The organism is Sphingobacterium zeae (genome assembly GCF_030818895.1).
GTDB classification, from domain to species: domain Bacteria; phylum Bacteroidota; class Bacteroidia; order Sphingobacteriales; family Sphingobacteriaceae; genus Sphingobacterium; species Sphingobacterium zeae.
This window is the reverse complement of the sequence record NZ_JAUTBA010000001.1, coordinates 544,141-566,652: the sequence shown is the minus strand read 5'-3', so window position 1 is coordinate 566,652 and position 22,512 is coordinate 544,141. Positions and strand designations below refer to the sequence as shown.

General features: G+C 39.7%; 16 protein-coding genes. 3 read left to right on the top strand and 13 right to left on the bottom strand.

Annotation, left to right across the window (positions count from 1 at the left end; genetic code table 11):
- Nucleotides 1-115 precede the first annotated feature (115 nt).
- From QE382_RS02465 to QE382_RS02450, 4 genes are all read right to left on the bottom strand, one after another.
- The gene (locus tag QE382_RS02465) at nucleotides 116-883 is read right to left on the bottom strand and encodes a rhamnogalacturonan acetylesterase (protein ID WP_307184542.1); all 768 of its coding nucleotides are present in this window, start codon (nucleotides 881-883) and stop codon (nucleotides 116-118) included.
- 70 nt (nucleotides 884-953) lie between these two features.
- The gene (locus QE382_RS02460) at nucleotides 954-2,513 is read right to left on the bottom strand and encodes a DUF5123 domain-containing protein (RefSeq protein ID WP_307184541.1); all 1,560 of its coding nucleotides are present in this window, start codon (nucleotides 2,511-2,513) and stop codon (nucleotides 954-956) included.
- 16 nt (nucleotides 2,514-2,529) lie between these two features.
- Nucleotides 2,530-4,311, bottom strand: coding sequence for a RagB/SusD family nutrient uptake outer membrane protein (locus tag QE382_RS02455; RefSeq protein ID WP_307184540.1), 1,782 nt, complete (start codon nucleotides 4,309-4,311; stop codon nucleotides 2,530-2,532).
- Between the two features lie 4 nt (nucleotides 4,312-4,315).
- Nucleotides 4,316-7,510 carry a SusC/RagA family TonB-linked outer membrane protein gene (locus QE382_RS02450; protein ID WP_307184539.1) on the bottom strand — a complete coding sequence of 1,065 codons (3,195 nt, stop codon included), beginning with the start codon at nucleotides 7,508-7,510 and terminating at the stop codon, nucleotides 4,316-4,318.
- Nucleotides 7,511-7,728: 218 nt separating this feature from the next.
- On the opposite strand from QE382_RS02450, the gene QE382_RS02445 reads away from it, so the two are divergent.
- A complete protein-coding gene (locus tag QE382_RS02445) occupies nucleotides 7,729-8,739 on the top strand; it encodes a LacI family DNA-binding transcriptional regulator (protein ID WP_307184538.1) in 1,011 nt (336 codons plus the stop codon).
- Between the two features lie 83 nt (nucleotides 8,740-8,822).
- Here QE382_RS02445 and QE382_RS02440 read toward each other — a convergent pair whose 3' ends face one another.
- The 3 genes from QE382_RS02440 to QE382_RS02430 form a co-directional block, all read right to left on the bottom strand.
- Nucleotides 8,823-11,231: a TonB dependent receptor gene (locus tag QE382_RS02440; RefSeq protein WP_307184537.1), complete on the bottom strand. Its 2,409-nt coding sequence runs from the start codon at nucleotides 11,229-11,231 to the stop codon at nucleotides 8,823-8,825.
- 133 nt (nucleotides 11,232-11,364) lie between these two features.
- On the bottom strand, nucleotides 11,365-13,035 hold the full coding sequence (locus QE382_RS02435) for a PspC domain-containing protein (protein WP_307184536.1): 1,671 nt from the start codon (nucleotides 13,033-13,035) through the stop codon (nucleotides 11,365-11,367).
- On the bottom strand, nucleotides 13,028-13,396 hold the full coding sequence (locus QE382_RS02430; protein WP_307184534.1) for a PadR family transcriptional regulator: 369 nt from the start codon (nucleotides 13,394-13,396) through the stop codon (nucleotides 13,028-13,030). The genes QE382_RS02435 and QE382_RS02430 overlap by 8 nt, the downstream gene beginning before the upstream one ends.
- A 153-nt stretch (nucleotides 13,397-13,549) precedes the next feature.
- Between QE382_RS02430 and QE382_RS02425 the strand changes: the two genes are divergently transcribed.
- A complete protein-coding gene (locus QE382_RS02425) occupies nucleotides 13,550-13,933 on the top strand; it encodes a VanZ family protein (RefSeq protein WP_293957282.1) in 384 nt (127 codons plus the stop codon).
- 155 nt (nucleotides 13,934-14,088) lie between these two features.
- On the opposite strand, the gene QE382_RS02420 is transcribed toward QE382_RS02425, so the two are convergent.
- The 6 genes from QE382_RS02420 to QE382_RS02395 form a co-directional block, all read right to left on the bottom strand.
- Nucleotides 14,089-14,787 carry a ComF family protein gene (locus tag QE382_RS02420; protein WP_307184533.1) on the bottom strand — a complete coding sequence of 233 codons (699 nt, stop codon included), beginning with the start codon at nucleotides 14,785-14,787 and terminating at the stop codon, nucleotides 14,089-14,091.
- 41 nt (nucleotides 14,788-14,828) lie between these two features.
- Nucleotides 14,829-15,899: a dual-specificity RNA methyltransferase RlmN gene (rlmN, locus tag QE382_RS02415; protein WP_370877872.1), complete on the bottom strand. Its 1,071-nt coding sequence runs from the start codon at nucleotides 15,897-15,899 to the stop codon at nucleotides 14,829-14,831.
- 103 nt (nucleotides 15,900-16,002) lie between these two features.
- The gene (locus QE382_RS02410; RefSeq protein ID WP_307184532.1) at nucleotides 16,003-16,584 is read right to left on the bottom strand and encodes a MiaE family protein; all 582 of its coding nucleotides are present in this window, start codon (nucleotides 16,582-16,584) and stop codon (nucleotides 16,003-16,005) included.
- A 69-nt stretch (nucleotides 16,585-16,653) separates the two neighbouring features.
- Nucleotides 16,654-17,694, bottom strand: coding sequence for an LLM class flavin-dependent oxidoreductase (locus QE382_RS02405; RefSeq protein ID WP_307184531.1), 1,041 nt, complete (start codon nucleotides 17,692-17,694; stop codon nucleotides 16,654-16,656).
- A gap of 173 nt (nucleotides 17,695-17,867) precedes the next feature.
- Nucleotides 17,868-18,536, bottom strand: a complete 669-nt coding sequence (locus tag QE382_RS02400) for an AcvB/VirJ family lysyl-phosphatidylglycerol hydrolase (protein WP_307184530.1) — start codon at nucleotides 18,534-18,536, stop codon at nucleotides 17,868-17,870.
- Between the two features lie 21 nt (nucleotides 18,537-18,557).
- Nucleotides 18,558-21,152, bottom strand: a complete 2,595-nt coding sequence (locus QE382_RS02395; RefSeq protein ID WP_307184529.1) for a phosphatidylglycerol lysyltransferase domain-containing protein — start codon at nucleotides 21,150-21,152, stop codon at nucleotides 18,558-18,560.
- 123 nt (nucleotides 21,153-21,275) lie between these two features.
- Between QE382_RS02395 and QE382_RS02390 the strand changes: the two genes are divergently transcribed.
- Nucleotides 21,276-22,511, top strand: coding sequence for a glycosyltransferase (locus QE382_RS02390; RefSeq protein WP_307184528.1), 1,236 nt, complete (start codon nucleotides 21,276-21,278; stop codon nucleotides 22,509-22,511).
- Nucleotide 22,512: the final 1 nt, after the last annotated feature.

Here is a 22,512-nt window from a genome sequence, read left to right as displayed (position 1 = left end):
ATCGATCTGACTGGCATTCGTCAGCTATCGATGTCGCTTTTTTTTATGAAAATCCTCCCCCTATCTATCCAATTGATTTGCGTCTAGTTTTTTCTGATCATGTAAGACCCTTAGGTTACTTCAGAATCAGATTTTTTTGGATAGGCAGTGCTAATTCTCGAATTCCGTCGACCACGAGCTTCGCCACTTCGTCTGCTCCAAAAGTGTTTAGATGCGTATCATCTTTCTTGCCGTGGGGGTAATTTCTATCGCCGCTATTTACATATAAAAACAATTGCCGGCTCCCTTCAGCTCCATATTGCGTTAAAAGTTTCGTTGTTTTACTTTCCATGTCAATCCACGCGGTGTGCGTATGATCGGCTACCTTACGTACAATGGCAGGATATTGGCCGTGGGTATGAATAAGCGTGCCATTTTCAAACTTACGTCTTGCGATTGGTGTTAATAGAATTGGGACGCCTCCTTTCTCGCGCGTTTGATCGATATAAAAAATAAGATTTTGTTCGAACTCATCCAGCGATGTTCCCACGTTAGGCTTATCGATCTTTTCGTCATTATGCCCAAACTGGATGAATACATAGTCTCCGCTTCGGAGATGCTCAAAGATAGGTTTCCAATGATTCACAAAGCTTCCATCTTTGCCCACATCCCGTTTAAAGGATTTTGTACTACGCCCATTTAGAGCCCGGTTGTCGACTTTAACCTGTTGATTAAACAGCTTTGCAAAGGCCATTCCCCATCCAGTTTCAGGAAAGGTACTACTGTCTTTGTTGGCAGCAGTAGAATCGCCAATGATATAGATTGTAACTGGTTTTTCGCGCTGGAAAGCAAATAGAAAAATGAGAATAAGCCCTCCAGAAATTAGTAAAAATTGTTTTTTCATTACATCGGTCAAAAAAACACTCGCCTTCTTATTATCGAAGGCGAGTTGTCCTAAATTTTACTCAAATCCTTTATTTTACCCACCTCGGGTCGCCAATACCATTCTCCTTTAATGTCTGGTTTGTTACTGTGAAATCTCCCTTGGCAGCGTCCTTAAATCCAGGGTCCAAGAGTGTATAGCCGTTGGCTACTGCATCGTTTTTCACTCCAGAGGCAGAACTGTTGTAAAAGTTTACCGCATCAAAGTAATTATTGCTTTTGCGCTCGACCAGATTAGTAGCAGACTGATTAGCAGTCATTGCCAGCGACTTCACCATTAAATTTTTGGAGAATGTAATTTCATTCTTTGCTAAACGGACATATAAAAAGCGTTTAGAAGCATCTTGTATGACGTTATAAAAAGTATTATTGTTTACTTTAAGGATACTCGTAATAGCCGGGTAAGCTGTGGATCCACCTGCATCCATGCGAATAAAATCACGCCCTGACAAAAGAGCATTAGAAACGGTATTATTTGTAAATTCAAGTGTTTTGGTAATCGCGTTTCTAAAATCAATGAAATCATTTCCATTACCGACGATATTATCAAAAATAGTATTATTTATGCTTACGCTCTCAATCACAGCATTGACGCTACCAGAAATGATTCCTTTCGGATAATTTATCAATTTACTATCTTCCAGGCGGATATTTCCGAATGCACCTGTCTGCAAGTTAATGAAAGAGTTTCCCCCCGCCTTATTTTCTCCATCAAGTATCAGATCTTTTAATGCCAATGAAGCGCCCTTATCCAAATTAAAATAAGCAGATTTTACCATTGGACGATCGGTGGGTTTTGCCCCTTTGATGGATATCGCCTTGTCGATTAGTACATCCGCCGCTAGCGAATAGACCCCCGGCATTAGAGCGAGCACATCCCCCGCTTTGGCTGTACCGATCACAGCCGCTAAATTATCTGTAGACTGCACAACAACTGCATCACCCAAGTCAAGCAATGTCATAAATGTGACGGACCCGCGGATTTTGTTTCCTTTCAACAATGTCGCTGTATAGCTTGTTTCTGCGGTTAGCCCTGTGACGGTTGCCTCCCCTGCTGCAATCTCTTGCGGAGTGACGGTATGGATGATATTCCCGGGGTTAACACTTATTGTCGTAGCCTCTTCCCCTGGGGTCCAATTAAGACGAACTGAAGTTGCCTGTATGCCCTCTGGGCTGACAGCTTTCATAATCTGTTCTTCGTTTGTCTTAAAAGTAACGGCACTCCATTTGGAGTCTGCAATCTCCATTCCGATAGCCTTGATGCGGACAGAATAATTTGTTGCCCCATCCAATCCGACAATAGTATAGGGAATCTGGTCATTGCTAATCCCTTCAATTTTTTTGACCGGGCTACCTTCAAAATTGAGTTCACCATTCGCAAATAGTTCTAAGGTATAACTCTCGGCTGCTGAATTCTTCTTCCAGGTCAATCGGACTCCTGTTTGATTGACTATTTGGGCACTCATCCCAGTAGGAGAAAAATAACGGTCTGTCGTTAGTTCCGTTAATTCTTTTACGCGATCATCGGAACAGCTTATACCTGCCACTATGAGGCCAAGACCGAGATATAGCAATATATTGATTCTTTTCATGCGTTTGCTTATTTTTCTATTGAAAACTAAAACCATTATTTGTCAACTTACCGTTGCTGTTATCCAGAAAATATTGCCAAATAGGCCAGAATTGCTGTGTATTGGGATCACGTAGATACAAAGCATCCCAAAAGGTTGCTAGGTCGCTACTCGCAACCATTGTCCATTTTTTCGATGAAGGGTATCCTGCTGCGGCACCCGTTGCATCTGTATCGCCATAGTTTAAGCCATATATTTCCACTTTTTCACCATCAGCCGCTGTCTTGTAGTAAATATTGGCCGGCAATGTCGCATATTTACCCTGCCTATTTTCCAGCTGCTGTAGTTTTTGTTTAGCTTCAGCCAATTTGGCCCCCAGCAGATTCCATCGAATCAAATCCCCTTTACGCAACATTTCTCCCGTAAATTCCAATGCCCGCTCATTGACAATAGCATTGAAGAATACGTCTTTACTTGTGGTTATTTGCTGCATGTAAGCTGTCACTTTCTCTGGATTGTTTGGATATGCTCGATCACGGATCATTTTAAAGTAAGGGGCAGCAGCAACTGGGCCGTCCAATTCATTAATCGACTCTGCAGCCATTAGCAACACATCAGCATAACGCATATACATCCAGTTCAACCCGTCATCATTTGTAGAAGTAACAATTCTCGACATCCACTCATAGCGATATTTTCCAAAATACCATTTACCCAGATTTGTTGGCACCTGCACCCCGCTCGTCCATTCATAGGGAACACAACTCACATCCCGGCGCACATCTTCTTTCTCATACTCATAGAACATGATTGGATTAGGTCCATTTGTCCCACCTTTATTTTGTCCGGTATACTTATCTGTTGTGGTATGCTTAACGCCAAGGTCAAATATAACGCGGCCACGGCCTTCACTAAACGGAATTTCCCATAATGATTCTAAGCCAGCCTGACCTTTTTCTTGACATAATGTTTTAAAAACTTCTTCAAAACCCAGAAGTTTTGCAGCGCCACTAGTAATAATATCCAAGCATTCTTGTTTTGCTATCGCATACATCTTTTTTGAATCCAGTTCTGGATCATTACTTTTTCGAATTCCATCTGTGCGTTGCGAATAACCTCCGGCGGCCAAAGCCAAACGAGCACGCAGCCCCTTAGCGAACGCTTTATTGACATGTTCAACATTGGCCGTTTTAGTACTTTGATTTGGCCAAGGCAAATATTTTTGTGCTTCCTCCAAATCGGCAAGTAATTGCTTGTAAATTACGTCACGGTCACTACGTTCGATATAGATGGTTGCTGTACTAAGCGGTTCAAAACGGGCTGGTACATCTCCCCATGCCTTGATGAGATCGTTGTACACAACAGCTCTTAGAGTTAGTATCTCCCCTAGAATATAGGCCATTTCTGGACGTTGTTCTATGTTGCCGTACTTACGCAACCCTCTAATCGCCAAGTTCGCTCGTTCTATTCCTTCATAGAACTTCGCCCAAGCATTATTATCGGTATTCATTTGGGTATTATTCACGTTTGTGTTATAGTTTGACAATAGTGATTTTTCATCGCCAGTATTCTTTAAGCTATTATTGACTTCTGTGTCTGTATTGATGCCATAAAATACGAGGTACCTTCCCCGGTAGGAGTTTGTTTCACCAAAAGATTGAATAATTCCTGCAACTGCCCCCTCCGCAAGATCCTGATTGGAAAAGATAACCGACTCATCCAATGCAGATTTAGACGGTGCTTCCAATATTTTATTACAAGAAGATACGGATCCGGCAAATATTAAAGCTATTGTTATATGCAAAAGTATTTTTTTCATAAGACTAGAAGTTTAAATTAAGACCTGCTACGAAAGTTCTGCTTTTTGGATAAGCCGAATAATCCACCCCTGGCGTTAGGTTTGTCCTCCTTCGTGTAGAGACTTCAGGATCAAAACCACTATAATTTGTCCAAACGGCAAGATTATAGCCGGAAACATATACTCTGAAGTTCCGGATTTTCAACTTTTCTGTAAATGCCTTAGGGAGTGTATATCCTATCGTAACAGTTCCTAAGCGCAAAAACGAACCATCCTCCACAGCCCAGTCGCTGAATATAAATTTATTTGTAAGCGGAGACCAAAGACTTGTATTTTTATTCATATCCTCCAATTGGTTAGGATCGTTACTGATTGTTCCATCGGGCAGTAAATTGGTCCAGCGTTGTCCTTCTTCCATCACAGTAAGCATGTTTCGGTTATTATACTTGCTTGTGGATGTGTATTCAATCTTATTTGCATTGTAAATATCATTTCCATAGCTCCAGTTAAATAATGCCGTCATATCAAAGTTATAGACACGCGTATTGATTGAGAAGCCTCCTGTATGCAAAGGGTTTGCATCGCCAATAATGGTTTGATCGCTCGCATTTATCTTATTATCTTCACCTGCTAAATTTTTCAATTTCATTGTCCCCGGCCTTATGGTTCCAACGACAGCAGAGGCATCTGCGACGCCATCCTTTAAAATCCATTTTTTTGATGCTGCGTCATAGCCTGTAAAATCGGAAACTTCATAGCGCCCATCACTCATGTAACCATACATTTTTCCAACTCGCCCCCCGGTCTCCACAATGTAATCCGTTCCAATTTCTGTTGAAGCCCAGCCCGAAGCCATTGGAATCGAAGTCAAGGTCCCCAAAGAATTAACTTTCGTTTGATTGAAGCTAATATTACCGCTAAAATTAAGATCAAAGTTTTTCTTATTTATTGCGGACCAGTTTAGCGTAAGCTCAATACCTTTATTTTGGGTCTCTCCCAAGTTGCGGTATTGATCATCATAGCCTGATCCGGCAATTGGGAAAAGGATCAAAAGGTCTTTCGTTTTGTTTTTATAGACATCAATCGTTCCCGATAGCTTCTTCTTGAACAGGGTAAAGTCCAGCCCTATATTCCTTGAAATGGTCGTTTCCCATTTTAAATCTGGATTAGACATTGTTTTTGACGTAGCCCAATAATTTTTATACCCGTTAACCCATTCTGTATTCTTAACTGAGAATATGGGATAGATCTGCTCTAATGGAATATTATTATTTCCGGATGTACCTAAGCTTGCCCTAAGCTTCAGGTCATCCAGCCAAGATTGCGTATTGTTCATAAATGGTTCTGATGAAATCCGCCAAGCAGCTGCCATGGATGGGAAATATCCCCAATAATTATCTGCAGAAAACTTCGACGAACCATCTGCCCGAAAAGTTGCATTAAATAAATACTTCGAATCTAGATCATAATTTACCCGGCCAAAAAATGACAGTAATTTTTCGTCAGCAAACATATAATTGTTTATCGTACTGGAGGCGCCTTGTGGTGTTAATCTGCGGGTATCATCCAGTTTAAAGCTTTTCGGAAAACCGTGTGTTGTATTCGTATTTAATGTTTTTTGTGTAAACAGATATTCTTGACCAACCAACACACTTAAACTATGTCCTTTAGGGAGCAAATCTTGAAAGTTATAGTTCAGTGTATTTGTTGAACGTATTCCCTGGGTAGAAGTATTCAATGAGATAAGAGCAGGCTTGTTTTGTTCTAACGCAGCGGGAACATTCCGTACATAATAAGTGGTTGTTCCGTAGAATCGATCGTTATAATTGCGGTAATCATCAAAGCCAAATTCTGTCCTCAACCGTAAGTTTTTAACAATATCCCAGCTAAATGCAGCATTTAGGTTATACGTTCGTCTTCGCTGCAACTGATCATTATCGACCAAGGATTCTAGTGGATTATATAAATTGAATTCATCATCGGTTTCATCACTATTTGTCAAACCTCCCACCGGAAAAGGAGGATAAATCATTGCGAATTTTAATCGGGAGTCTGCTGATGAGGCTTCATTCTGTTCATTCATGCCTCCACCTGAAATGCGAACGTCAGAAAATCGTGCTCCTAGATCTATTGATGTGCTTTTTGATGGTTTATGGTTGAGTTTAAAATTAATATTTTGTCTCCGAAAGCCTGACATTTCCATAATTGCCTTATCTTTTACAAAGGAGTGTGAAATAGAATATTTCGTTTTATCAGTGCCTCCGGACAGGTTGAAATTCTGATTGAAAGTATTTCCTGTTATTCCGAATACAAGTTCCTGCCAATCGTTTGGCTTTACGTCCTTATAGAGATCTATATCCTGAAAGTTACCGAAGTATTTGACATAGGTATCCAGGTTATTTTCCAATAAGGCCTGTTCGTATTGCCATGTTACATAATCGTATGGAGACAATACATCAAGCTTTTTTGCCAAATTTCGAATTCCTCCAAACGCACTATAACTAATTGACGTTTTCCCAGATTTGGCACTTTTAGTGGTTACGATGACAACCCCATTTGCACCCCGGGAGCCATATATAGCTGCAGAAGATGCATCTTTTAATACATCAATCGATTCAATATCAGCAGGTGCGATATCTGATATCGAAGACATTGGAAATCCATCCACGATATACAAAGGGGCGTTATCTCCCGTAACGGAGCCACCGCCACGCACACGAACCTTCATCTCGGCATCAGGGGAGCCTTCTGTTGAAGAAATTTGTATACCCGCCATTCTCCCTGCAATCGCTTCAAGAGCAGAAGATACCGGAGCTTTGGAGATAGTTTCTGCACCTACGGAGGTTACAGCCCCTGTCAGATCTTTTTTCTTAACGGTTCCATATCCGATATTAACGGTTACTTCCTCGAGCGCATTAGACTGTTCTTCTAGAACAATATTTAGCATTTTCTGATTCGTAGGAATTGAAACTTTTTTAGTCTGGAATCCGACATAGCTAAATTGAAGTTCGTGATTGTTACCAGGTATCTCGATACTGAACTTCCCTCGTTGGTCGGTCACAGCAACAACTTTTGTCCCAGACACGGTCACACTCACACCCACCAATGCTTTTTGACCTGTACCAACGACTGTTCCTTGGACTTTTCGGGTTTGAGCGTGTACATTTAATGTGAATAACGAAGCACAGATAGCAGTAGAGATTACTAAGGCTTTACTCATATTTTTAGGGTTTAAAATTTTAATGATTAAATTGCTGTTGCAGGAACTGCATCAAAATTTAATTGGTTATCATACAGTCAAGTTTACAAAGTATATTTCACTTGTTCATGCAAGTATCATTAAAAAGTTATGCAAACGTTGCCGGCAACGTTTGCATATCCTGATAAATTAGGTTTTGTAATTTTTATTGATTAATATTATAGTTTATTTTGCCGATTATGAGATTCGAAAACTATACAATTAAAGATATTGCTAAAGCGCTTAATTTATCCACTTCCACGATCTCGAGAGCTCTAAGAGATAGTTATGAAATAAGCCCCGAAACAAAAAAGATTGTATTGGAATATGCCGAAAAGATAAACTATCGTGCCAACCCTATCGCTAGAAGTTTGAAAGAGCGTCGTAGTCATTCAATCGGTGTTATTGTAAGCGAAATAGCCAATAATTTTTTCTCACAGGTCATCAACGGTGTAGAATCTGTTGCTTATGACAAGAACTTTCAAATAATAATATCACAAACGCATGAATCGTCTGTACGCGAACGACTAAATGTTGAATATTTAACTTCCAGATCCATCGACGGATTATTGATTGCATTATCGTCGGAAACCGAAGATATATCCTACTTGCAGCAGCTGAAGGAGCGGGGATTTCCAATTGTCTTTTTTGATCGCGTGCCGCAGCAGTTTGACACCTACAAAGTCGTTGTAAATAATCAGCAAGGTGCCTATGACGCGACGCAGCACCTTATAAAACTCGGAAAGAAAAAAATTGCACATCTGACAAACTCCAAATCATTGTCTATAACGAAGGATCGATTAATTGGCTATAAAAAGGCGCTCATGGCGAATCATATCGATTTTGATCCAAATTTGGTCAAGTATTGTCAACATGGCGGACTACACGCAGCGGAAATTGAGAAAGCTGTGGAGGAACTTATCCGCATTGGTTTTGATGCTATTTTCATTTCGGGAGACAAATTAACCACAGGATATCTTCATGTAATAAAACAAAGGCCTTTAGCAATACAACAAGATCTCGCTATTGCTGGATTTACAAATTCAAATGTTGTCGACTTATTTTCTTCCAAAGTAACAGCAATTAGGCAGCCTGCTTTCGAAATGGGGAAAATGGCGACAGAATTACTGATTAAGTTGATAGAAACCAAATATCCAATCGCTGAGTTTGAAACACGCGTATTACCTACAGAATTGATCAACAACGATTAAATCAATGGGGCGCTGAACTTACATCAAACAAAAAAACCGTAAGAAATGATATTCTTACGGTTGGATAATAAGACATTGTTGTCCTATTGCGCCCTTTCTTTCTCTTCGTTACTCGTATCTTTCTTACGGTAGTTATTTTTTAAATTTCCAAATTTATAGGAATAGGTCAGTCGCAGCACACGCCGGTCTTGGTATTGCCTAATACTGGAGTCAAAAACTCCAAAATTAGTTTTCAGATTTTGATTGCCTGTATTAAACACATCGGTCACGGCGAGCTTTAAAGAACTTCGTTGATCTTTAAATGTCTTTGTTGCTCCAACTTCCATATCCCAGCGGCTCTCCATGTCGTACACATTATATTTGAAAGGAGAGAAATACCTTAAGTTGACATTCGCCGACAGACTTTTTGCCAGCTTAAGATTGTGCATGGATGTAGCTTGCAAAAGTAAAGATTTTCTTTTTAATGGGCGACCGCCCACCATACCATCAAAATTAAAATAGATGCCTGTCATATTGTTATTCATGCTCCAAACTTTAGACACCGTCACTGGAATGTTCAGATTCAGATAAGCCGTTAAATTCTTACCCAAATTTTCACGTATGACCCAAGTTTGCTTCAGTACTGAATCTTGTCCCATGCTCTCTACAATCGCATCCCGCACATTATTAACGCCCAATGTGATATTATACCGTTGCATTAGCGTGTAATTTAGGGTGAATTCATTGGAGAATTGTGGATTCAAATAAGGATTACCGCGTTCAAAGGTTAGTTTATCAATGAAATAATCAAAAGGATTGAGCTGACGGTAATTTGGACGGATGATTTTTCTTGCATAACCCAAGGCAAGAATATGACTTGCATGGAAGGTATACGTCAGGTTTGCATTCGGAAAAAGCTTAAAGTAATTCCGTTTCACCTGCTTATTTAATGTTAATGAATTTCCATCGGAAAACGTATATTCCCCTCTCGCTCCCACCTTCATTCCCCATTTTCCAATCGTATTGTTATAGTCTATGTATGCCGCGGCAATCTGCTCTTTATACACAAAATGATTTGTACGCTTTTCATTGCTAATCCAAGAATTATTCAAAAAGTCTTCAAACGTTAAATCGTTATCTGACGTAACATTGGAATATTTAGCTCCCATTTCAAGCTTGGAGACATTAGATAACGGTTGTTCATAATCCAGTTTGGCGACATAAATATCGATTCCGATGGGCATTCTACTTCGTTGGATCTCCTCAGGCGTAATTGCGTCCATCTGACCATCAAAATATTGATTATTGTAACTGACACGTTTACTGCTATTGAATTTACTCCAATCCAGATCAAAAGTAAGTTTTCGTCCATTAGAATCAATTCGAAACTCGTTGTTCAAATTAGCAGAGTAACGATCAAATAATTCTTTGAATGCAGACGTCGAAATCAAAAGGGAATCCAATGTTGTAAAAGACTTTCCCACATTGGTCTTACTATCGTTATCATTGTATTCGATATTATTTGATCCATTAAACTGTACTGTGACTGTGTTTCTAGCTGATGTTTTTTGCTCTATCCCAAAACGATAAGAATGGTTTCGTTCCTTTTCATGCAATAGTGATCGTTGATTGAAATAGGTCTTTACTCCTTCATTCTGTATGATACGGTCGAGCAGAAGCTTCCGGTAGCTTTTTTCATCGGAATAGGCATACGATCCGAATAGGGTTGTATTGTTCTTTTTATAGTTTAACGACAAAGCGCTATTTCCTCTGAATTTTTCTCCCCTCCCTGCCGTCATATTAAAGGTTCCGTTAAACCCTTCCATCCGATTTTTTTTTAAAACGATATTTATAGTTCCCACTGCCCCCTCAGCATCATCTTTAGCTGCGCGAGTGGTTATGACTTCGACTGACTTAATCTGATTGCCATCTGTACTCTTCAGGAAATTTACCAACTGTTCACCCGACATATAGGTCTGCCGTCCATCAATAGTAACGGAGACACCAGATTGCCCCATCAACTGTAAATTATTGTTGTTATCCAAGCTTACTCCCGGAGCTCGTTGTACAATATCTAGGGCATTATTCCCTGCTGCTAAGGGAGAATTTTCCACATTTAGCACCAATTTACCGGGCTTGCTTTCAACCATCGGCCGCTTACCTTCAACTGCAACTTCTTGCAGTTTTCGTGTATCGGTGTTCAACAGAATTATGGGCGCGTTGTAATCTGACTTACCAATATCAAAAACATTACTTTTATTGCTTATATACCCGACCATCTTGATGTGGACATAATAACGTCCAGGTTTTATATCTGAAAACTCGTATTTTCCATTTTCATCTGTAACGCCTGTTTTCAACATAACGTCCATCTTGGCGCTCATGAGGTAAACCGTTGCAGAAGCCAAAGGCGCGTTGTTCTCCAGCTGTACTTTACCTGTGACTTTAACTTGCGCACAGGCGAAGGAAGCAATCAATAAATTTAAGAGTAAGAGGTAAAAATATCTTTTCATTCGTTTATATAATAGGTGCAAAAGCAAATATGTTGATGGTATTTAATAGGCTTATCACACGCGGTTGAGTACTGACTTTCGATTGGCTAAAGCTACCTTGTCTTCCGCCCGCAGGCAGAAGACAAAGTATCGATTATTTCTTTTTTGTTTCTACCGTGACACCATCTTTTTTCACTTTGATAATGGTATCACGACGGATGACGATAGACGTATCGTTTGCGGCTACTTCACTGTCTTCCGCATCTACTTCGTCGTTGTCATTAGATTTTTTCGGTGACAGGGCACATTTCAACCCGAGTGAAGTGACCATAAATTCGACATCCTTTACGTCACTTAAATCCTCACTGTACCGGTCACGGCATTCATAAAATGAAATATCTCTTAATTTATCTTCCAGTTTATCGTTAATGATCAGTTTGGTTCCGACTGGAAGAAACAAGGTTATATTGACTTCTTGATCCCGATAGAGTTCGCCTTCATTTAATTGAAAAGCATTGTCAAATACTAGAGATGTACTATCTTGCCTCAACGTATAATGAATGTTACTTGCTCTATCCGTTGCAACTTTATAGGAGTTTCCTTTAGCCGAATATTCATAACGCACGTAAGGTTCCTGTAAGGAGTCGATACGTTCGATGCGGATGCGAATATTACGTCTTAAATAGGTAGATAGGTTTTCACTTTTTATGCCCAGACCGCTTTTTACACCGTTCTTTAAGCGGATCACCCGAATATCATTTTCATTTAAGTAATAAACAGCTTGCTTTTGCAGCGGCTTCTCTTCAACAATTGTACTTGACTCTTTGAATTCTTTCGCTACGGATGTAGAATAGTAAATAATAGCACCTATCGAAGCCAACCACACCAAAAATAATGTTGTAGTCAAATAATTGCTCATTGGCTTTTTATCGAAAAGAACACGGAGGAGTAAATAGAACAATCCAGCAAACGGGATAAAAATGGCCAAGAAACCTGCTATCAACGCAAAAGGTACATCGCTCGGATCCATTAAATAAAAAGGTCCAGAATTATCCATAACGTCTGGAATGACGTTTAGAATAGCTAATGCAAAGAAAATAAGTCCAATGATCAAACCAATGAGGGTCAATCCAACGATTATAACAAAGAATACACCAATGACTTTTACTATAATCTGCAATAATTTAGCAACACTATCGCCTGTACGATCCATACCCCTTGAAAATGAGTCACGTACTCCACTCATTTCTTCGTCGAACGAACGTTTAAAATTATGAATATTGGGGGCCTCACCACGCATCTCCATTTTATCTGCACGCGTGATAGCCAAAGGCATTACAATCCATAGTATGACATAGACCAATACGCCTGATCCACCGATCACAACAAATAAAGCAAAAAGTAAACGTACCCATTTAGCCTCAATGCCAAAAAAGTGCCCAAGTCCGCTACATACTCCACTAAAAACCTTGTCATCAGGGTCGCGCATCAATTTTTTCCCTACTTTAAACTCATCTGCATTCGACTGTTGCTGGAAAGACGAATAACCATCCTGATCTTCGGATTCAAAATCGCTAACGCTTCCCATTTGCTCGATCACTGCATTTACGTCATCCATATTAAGCACTTCCTTACTACCTGCCTGAATCTTCTCAGTAAACATTTCAGCAATACGATTCTCGATATCTTCTAAAATTTCGCGACTATCTTCTGATTGTCCAAAGTGCTTCTTTATATCAATCATGTAGGAGCGAAGCACCTCATAGGCATCCTCTTCGATATGAAAGACGATACTATTTATGTTGATAATTATTGTCTTATTCATCGTTATTATCTTTAACCGGTTTAGAATCATTGTTTCTACCCACCAATGAAGTGTTTACAGCAAACACCAACTCATTCCAGGTAACATCTAATCTAGAAAGGACTTGCAGTCCTTCTTGTGTGATTTCATAATATTTTCTAGGCGGACCTGAAGTTGACTCTTTCCATATATAGCTTAACAGTCCGTTGTTTTTTAGACGGGTCAAAAGCGGATATAAGGTACCTTCTACTACTAATAATTGAGCTTTTTTCAGTTCGCTGATAATATCGGAGGCATAAATTTCTCCTCGAGAAATTATGGATAGGATACAATATTCAAGTATCCCTTTCCTCATTTGTATTTGTGTATTTTCAGCTATCATAACAATACAAAGATATATGTATTTTATGGTACCATGCAATACATAGTACCATCCAAAACAATAAAAATACGCAAAGGACTGACTTACAGACAAATAATTTTTAAATAAATAATAATTTAATTTCTATCAGGAAATTTTTGGATATTTATTGCCATGATTAAAATCTTGCTAGACTATAAATGGTGTTTTATTTGGGCCATCATAGTTATCGTTTTATGCACACTCCCGGGCAACAATTTCGACGCAGTTCCTTCTTATCCAGGTATGGATAAATTAGTCCATTGCGGTATGTTCTTTGTTTTCTGCACGCTGCTATATAATGGGGTGATCCAACAATTCAGCGGCAAACCTACACGTTGGGTTCCTTTCTTTATTGTGTCTATACTCGGATTCTTATTTGCAGGGCTAACGGAATTACTTCAGCTTTACATTTTTACATATCGCAGTGGCGATTGGTGGGATTTATTTGCTGACACTGTCGGAATAGGCATGGCAGGATTTGCTTATCTTCTGAATTATGTTAACCGGAGGTCATAGAGCGGTAGATGGGTTTATTTCGATAGTTTGGTTCTTTTTGAAATACGAGAAGATCTCACGCTCGACCGTCTAAATTATCCGAATTGCTGTGGAAGAAGTAGGTGTAGATTTTAATTGTGATCGTTTGCCCCAATAAGCTAGGCTTGGAGAGTGAGTTAGGCCCTAGCCAAAGTGGCAACAGAAATCCGACAGTCAAAAGATTCAAAAAGCACTAACGCTGCTGAAATGATTGTTGCGCCGGTTGTCAACACATCATCCACCAATAGTATGTGCACATTGTCCATTAAAACAGTGTTTTGACAATCAAAGATATCGCTGACGTTTTCGTAGCGTTCGAGCCTTCCCTTACCCGTTTGACTGATGGTTGCTTTCTTTCTAACCAAAATATCTTCCCGCAATGGAATTTCCATCGCTCTGGCTATTCCCCGTCCAAAATAGGTAGATTGATTATATCCTCTTTTTCGTAGTTTACTACTATGTAACGGCACGGGAATAACAAAATCAATGTCTTGGTATGCCTTTACTTCGCTTAATTTTAAGCCATATTGATAGCCAAAGTATTCCGCAAGAAAAGGTTGGTTATTGTATTTAATCTGATAGATTAGACGCTCTACACGGCTATCCTTTTGCATGAACAAGAAAGAGCATGCCTCTTCCAATGGTGCTTTCCCCCAGAGCTGTCTTGCGGTATCATTATCTGAATATTCGTGATAGTTCGTATAGGGCAAATGAAAATCGCATGCAATGCAGATAAACTTTTCCTGATATTTTAGCACACAACCGCAACATCCACATTCTCTCGGAAAAAATATAGATAAAAAATCGCCAAAAAGCTTATTTAGTTCGGACTTCATCTGGTTAACTATCCTATTAAAGATAGGAATAATCCAACAGATTATGCTTCAGATTCCTCTTCTTTCTTATCCTTGATAGCTAATTGCCCACAAGCGGCATCAATATCCTTTCCACGGCTACGTCTGACATTCGTGATGATTCCTTGACTTTTGAGATAATTTGCAAAAATTTCGATTTTATCTGCTTCAGCATTCAAGAAATCGGCCAATGCGATAGGATTATACTCAATCAGGTTGACCTTACAAGGAACGTGTTTACAGAACTTAGCAAGTTCTTTTGCATCCTCCAATTCGTCATTGAAATTATTAAAGACAATATATTCAAATGTGATCGGACTTTTTGTTTTGGCATAGAAATATTTGAGGGCTTCTGCCAGCGCTTTTAGGGAATTCTGCTCGTTAATCGGCATAATTTCATTTCGCTTTTTATCATTTGCCGCATGCAAAGAAAGCGCTAAGTTGAAACGCACCTGATCATCACCCAATTTCTTAATCATTTTTGCAATACCCGCCGTGGACACTGTAATCCGCTTGGCAGCCATATTCAATCCATCTGGAGCCGTAATGCGTTCTACCGATTTCATCATATTGGCATAATTCAACAAGGGCTCTCCCATTCCCATATAGACAATATTTGTCAGAGGCTGACCATAATTCTCCTCGGCTTGCTTGCTGATTAGAACAACCTGATCATAAATCTCATCGGCATTGAGGTTCCTTTTGCGATCCATATAGCCTGTTGCACAGAACTTACAGGTCAGACTACAGCCTACTTGTGAACTGACACAGGCTGTCATACGCTCGGGAGCAGGGATTAATACGCCTTCAATGATATTATTATCATAGAGCCAAAAACTACTTTTAATGGTTTTATCCGAGCTGATCTGTGATTCTTTAACTGTAACTGCATTGATTGTAAAATGCTCTTTTAGCTTCTCGCGAAGGGATTTACTTAGATTGCTCATCTGATCAAAATCTACACACGATTTAACCCAAATCCATTCATAAATCTGTTTTGCACGAAAACCTTGCTCCCCCAACGCTGTAAGTTGGTCTTTGATCTGATCCAAAGACAAACTCCTGATATCTATTCTTTTACTTTTTTCAATCACGTTACAAAGATAAGAATAATTAAGTGACAAAAAATCCCGTTCTACGAAATAGAACGGGACATCTGTTATGTATGTGTTTTAAAATAGGTAGGGCGATATCCAATTAGCCATGAATGGCCTCTTTATTTCCATATGACTGAATAAGCTTACCTTCAAAATCCAACCACTCTTTCCAACGCCTTTCTACATCAACATCTATAGCATATTTACGTGCAAAATTTAAAAATGTGGTATAATGATTTGCTTCAGAAACCATTAAATCATAATAAAACTTTGCCAATTCTTTATCTTGAATATTTTGCGACAGCACTCTAAAACGTTCACAGCTACGAGCTTCAATCATCGCTGCAAATAATAATCGGTCTATAAAAGCCATGTTACGGCTCCCGTCCTTTTTAGAGAATTTCATCAACTGACCAACATAATCATCTTTTCGCTCACGCCCTAAAGTATAACCCCTTTCTTTTATAATATCAATGACCATCTTAAAATGTTCCATTTCCTCGATAGCGATTGCGGTCAGTTCATGTACTAAATCCTCGTACTCCGAGTTATTTGTAATTAAGGATATTGCATTTGAAGCAGCTTTTTGTTCACACCATGCATGATCTGTCAAAATCTCCTCTAAATTACCTTCTGCGATGTTTGCCCACCGCGGATCTGTCAATAACTTTAATCCAAGCATCTTACTCTCTAAAATGATTTATTCCACAAAGGTATGTAATATCTAAACGTTAAAAAAATGATAATAACGCTAATTATCTCTATGCAATGCCTTCCTAATTTCTGGTGCTATTTTTTCGCCATAAATCTCTATAGATCGTAACATTTCTTTATGTCCAGGGGCACCTACATCCATATGAGCAGAGAAACGTGTCAGCTTAAATTTCTCCTGAATCTGCAAGATTTTATCTACGGCATAATTAGCATCTCCAACAATCAGGTGGCCCCTTGAAGACCTTCCGAAATCATATTGCGTGCGTTGATAAGGAGGCCAGCCTCGACTTGACCCTATGCGATCCATCTGTGCGGAATAAATCGGATAGTAATAATCTGCTACCTGAGCGCTGTTGTCGCCAAAAAATGCATGCATGTGTACTCCAACTTGAAAATTAGCCATATCATGACCATTATCCTCATACGCTTGGCGATACATGTCAAATAGATGATCGAAACTTTCATACATACCACCAATGATGGCAAACATAACTGGTAAACCTAATTTTCCTGCACGGATAACAGAAGAAGTTGTGCCCCCTACGGCAACCCAAATCGGCAGTGATCCGTTCTTAGGCCGCGGGAAAACTTCTTGATTGATTAGAGGAGCTCTAAAATTTCCATGCCATGTGATTGGATTTTGCTTATTCAATCTAAGCAAAAGCGCTAACTTCTCTTCAAATAACTCGGAATAATCTTTTAGATCATAACCAAATAAGGGAAAGGATTCGATGAAAGATCCCCTCCCCGCCATGAGCTCAGCCCTTCCATCTGACAATAAATCAACTGCAGCGAAATCCTGAAATAATTTGACGGGGTCAGCAGAACTCAATACCGAAACTGCACTACCCAATTTAATATTCTTGGTCACGGTAGATGCCGCCGCTAAGACTATCTCTGGTGCCGCTACTGCATAATCTGCGCGATGATGTTCTCCTATTCCAAAGAAATCTAAGCCTACTTGATCCATGAGTTTGATTTCTTCAATAATTTCTTTCATTCGGTCTTGTGCTGCCTGGATCTGACCCGTAACTGGATCTATCCGAGAGTCACCAAACATTCCTATTCCTAATTCCATAATTGTCTATTTAAATTCTAAATCAAAATTAAGCCCTTTATTATTTAATTAAATTGATGTAGGACAAGAAATACGAATAGCATCAAAGCTTTTACCTATCTTAGCACTATAAATGACCGTTGCTACCGTATAACCACCGTAGAAGAGAGTCAGCGTATATGAAGGCGGCTCCATTAAAATAGGGCGACAGTATTCTTCGCTACCTGTTCTGCATTTCCACTAAAATGATGTCCGCCAGAAAGGTATACTTTGCTAAAATTTTTAAGGGTTATCTTCTTTACAGAAAAGTCGGCTTCATCGTCACCAAGAATAACACTCGTTTTCACTCCATCCATTCGATTGATTTCCGAGACGACATCAAGACTTCGTTTTGCATTACTCCGCCCCAAAATATCTGCAATATGGATCTCAAGATCAGTCGACCCCGAAGGTTCCAAAAGCACTACACTTTTTAGGTTTTTTTTAACGGCAGGATCCAAGCGATTAACAATAAAAGGAACTGCATCCGCACCGAATGAATAACCAACCACAAAAAGGCGGGTATTATGTCGTCCTCCAAGCAAGTTTTTAAGCGTGTTTGACACATCCGCAGCAATCTCATTTGGACTTTTCTTCTTCCAGAAATAACTTTTTGAATCGATAGCAGCCACCGTATACCCTGCTCCAGCAATCAGCTCACAGAGTTTATTTGAAAATGAATTGAACCCGCCATCTCCGCTCAGATAGAGAACCAAAGGTAGTACAGCTTTATTATTCCAATATTTCATGTCAATCAAACGTTGTTGAGCAAAAGCATGAAACGCGATGCTTCCAATTATAAATAAAGTGGCTAATTTTTTCATCTGTATGAGCGCTATATGAAGCTATTCATTTGGCTTCATTACTTTTATCAGTGCTGCAGGAAGTTGTATGAGATCGAAATCGTTATCAAATATAAGGTATTTATTTTCCCAAAATGTCGCATACTTTTCTTTAAAATCGCGCAGGCTATGATAGTGTTTGAAATTGCCTAATCGCTTTGAGGCAAATTTCATAATTTTCTCTGCGGGACTATCCGTTGCTCCTAAACCTGTCATCGGTACCATACCCAAATTTAAATACGCGTATTTTCGGGCTTTCGCATAGGCAATAAGCTCCACGATCAATGCATCCATACTTCCACCTGGAGCTTCCGAAGACTTCCGAATCATATCATAGGTACACTCATCTTTTGCATAGTCAGGAATAATATTGAGAAAAGCAACGATCTGACCTGTTTCATTTTTCAGCACGACAAGATCTTGTGAGACAAGATCTTTTCCATAGAACATACCCTGTGAAAAAACCATTTCCTTTTTATCAAATGCTTTCAACCACTCATCGGAGATCGCTTTCAATTGATCTATAATTTCCTTGTTCTGCGGTGCTGTCAACACTTCCGTCGTAAACCCCTTTTTATGAATTGCATTCAATCCGTTACGCAGTGACTTACGGTCCTTACCCTCCAGCTTGAATGTTTCGAGTTCTAATACAGCTTCCTGTCCAATCGTAATCTTCTGTTTGCGAAGGGAAGAAAAGTGAACTAAGCTATTTTCATCAACACGATAATAAATAGCTTTCAATCCATTTGCATAGCAATATGCATCAAATTCCCGAATCAATTCTTCCTTATCCCCTTGTTCACACACAGGTTCATCCAATACAATTGCAAATTCGTTAGCCAAGCGGTAAGCCGTAAATCCTTCTGAAATTTCCGAAAAAAATAGGCTCTTATCTTTTCCGAGTTTAAAAAAATCCATCGGAGACTGTCCAAATTCGATTAGCAACTGCTCCGCACGCTCCAATTCAGATTGGTTCAAGTCCTCATCTGCTAAAAGACGGGGGCGGGCTAACGCATAGATCAAAAGGAACCAGCAAAAAAGTCCGAGGACCTGAGTGATCCGCAAGAGTTCTTGACCAAAGTTTGTTTGCGGCATCAATTCATCGTCGGCAAACAATAAGAAGCTTCTTGCGGTATGGTAAATGGATTGTCTCCAGGTAAAGTCGACCCCGAAATGTTGCTTATCAATAAAGTAAAAGCTCAACACATCAAATAGGCATATAGCCATGAGAGCAACAAAAAATGTGATAAACCCAATACGCATCCATCGAATATTACTCTTAATGCGATATTGCTTATAGCTCATTGCCAATAAAACCAAGGTCAATAAAGCCACCGAAGCTTCTTCATAGTCCAGGGCTTTAAAAACATGCCCAAACAGTGATAGTGCACTGAATACTACAGCTATCCAAAATGCAATACGGAAGCCTTTAATCAAGTAGGCCGAAGTGACCAATAACCCGAGGCCCAACACTAATACCATGAATTTAGATGCGTGAATTGCTTCCAGCGGTAAATAAAATCGATCAAGTTTCATACGATCGGCCAACGGTGGTGTTAGTACGGAGACGAGGTTCACCACGCCCAAAAAGAAAATAAGCAAGGCAGGTCCAATCCTCGCCAGCAATTGCTTGCCACGCCATGCAAAAGCCAGAAGTCCCAAAATCAAGGGTAACCAAAATTCGAATGCCCGATAGAGGATCGTGATGCCTAAACCCTCTGCCTGGGAATAGCCATACGCTTTAAAAATATATAACATGGTCAGTTCGACAGCCCCAAGCCCGCGCAAAAAAGGAGAAACGATCATTAATACAACCGATACAGTGTAAGCAATAGCCGCAGCTTCAAAGGAATGATCCAAACCTAGGGCATACATACTAACAAATGCATGTGCTATACCGCAACATTCCACCACCATGGAGGCAAGCATCGTCCCTAAGAGATACTTCAGCTTGACTTCTCCTGAAAATATTTCGTCAATATTGGAAGAAACAGCAGGAAACTTTGCTTCTACCCAGCTGTAGATCCCCCTGTGGGTTCTAAAAGACCAGACTATCCAAAATACAATACTCAACAGCAATCCTAAAATCACCAATGAAATCCAGGCATCCCCAAAATTTTTGTTGTGCCAGATCGTGTATAATATTACAGGTACGCCAATTATAAAGACAGTCAATAAACCAACATAACCATAAAGAGCGCCAGCCTGATGAATTTGAGTGGTATTTAAATTTCTTTTCCGCAACTGAGTGGTCGTATAGGCAAGCGAACTAATTCCACCTGCAGGCAAAAATACACTGAGTAAATTGCGTTTTAAGAAAAGGTCAATTGCAATGCGCAGATTAATGGAAAGACCAATAGCCTTAAAACTCTGTACATACATTAATCCCTGGAGCACAATATAGATGATGGTTATGGCCACCCCAACGGATACCCAGGTTAAATTGGCCGCACGCAATTGCGGAATAATTGCAGCGAGCTCTTTTCGCTCATTTCTAAAAAATACAAAGGCTAATAAGATTACCAAAACAGCTATTAGTTCCTTCCAATAGGTTTTTGGTGAAAAATGTCGAATCCGTTGAGCAATAGTTTTGACCATATAGTTGTTTAATGGTAGATAACCTTACATATTTTATAAACACTGAATAAAGCTAATCGTTTGAAAATGACTAATTGTTAATTTTTCGTCAATTCTTTTCACATTAATCTGTAATTTTCCGGCATGAAAGAGAAAAAGGTTTTGTTCATCGGACTTGTGTGGCCAGAGCCAACATCTTCTGCGGCGGGCTTTCGCATGATGCAATTGATTGAAACATTCCTTGCGAGCTCCTACCAGATTACATTTGCTTCGGCCGCGGCCAAATCACCCTACAGTGCCTTTTTGCAATCTCTGGGGATACATGAAGAGGCAATTGTGCTTAATAGCAGCAGCTTTGATGATTTTATTACGCAGCTTCAGCCTGACATTGTTGTATTTGATCGTTTTATGGTGGAGGAGCAATATGGTTGGCGTGTTGCTCAGCAATGTCCCAACGCACTTCGTGTACTTGATACAGAAGATTTGCATTTCTTGCGCCAAGCAAGACAGACATCTGTTAAAAATAAAGGTAATTTTTCCTTTCAAGCATTATTTACCGATACCGCCAAACGAGAACTTGCCGCCATACTGCGGAGTGATCTCTCCTTGATTATCTCCGAATCTGAAATGAAAATTCTTATCGAAGAATTTCGAATTTCACCGGATATCCTTTATTATCTTCCGTTCCTTGAAAAGGAGATCACTCCTTCTGAGGTTATACAATGGAAGCCTTTCAAAGAGCGCAAGAATTTATTATTTATCGGGAATTTCATTCATGAACCCAACTGGCATACCGTGCAATACCTAAAAACACAAATATGGCCACAGTTAAGGAAGATGCTTCCTAAAGCGGAATTGCATATTTATGGAGCTTATGCAACGCAGAAAGTACTACAGTTAAACAATCCAAAAGAGCAATTCTTGATTAAGGGGCGGGCAGAATCTGCTCGTGTTACTATGGAAAACTACCGGGTGCTCCTCGCACCAATTCAATTTGGCGCGGGTGTAAAAGGGAAATTTATTGACGCCATGCAGACCGGCACTCCATCGGTCACGACGACTATTGGAGCAGAAGCCATGAAGGGCAGTTTGGACTGGAATGGTTTTATAGAAGATGATCCCGAAACATTTTGTGTCAAAACCGTTGAGTTATATGAAAACAAAAAGATTTGGTATACCGCTCAAGAAAATGGCATCCGAATCATCAACGAACGGTATGAAAAACGAAAGTACCAGGCTGACTTTATGACAAACCTATCCTTATTAAAGGTGCAGATTGACAAACATCGCCAACAAAATTTTATTAGTCAGATCTTATTACACCACACGATGCAGAGCACAAAATATATGTCGTTATGGATTGAGGAAAAAAATAAATAGA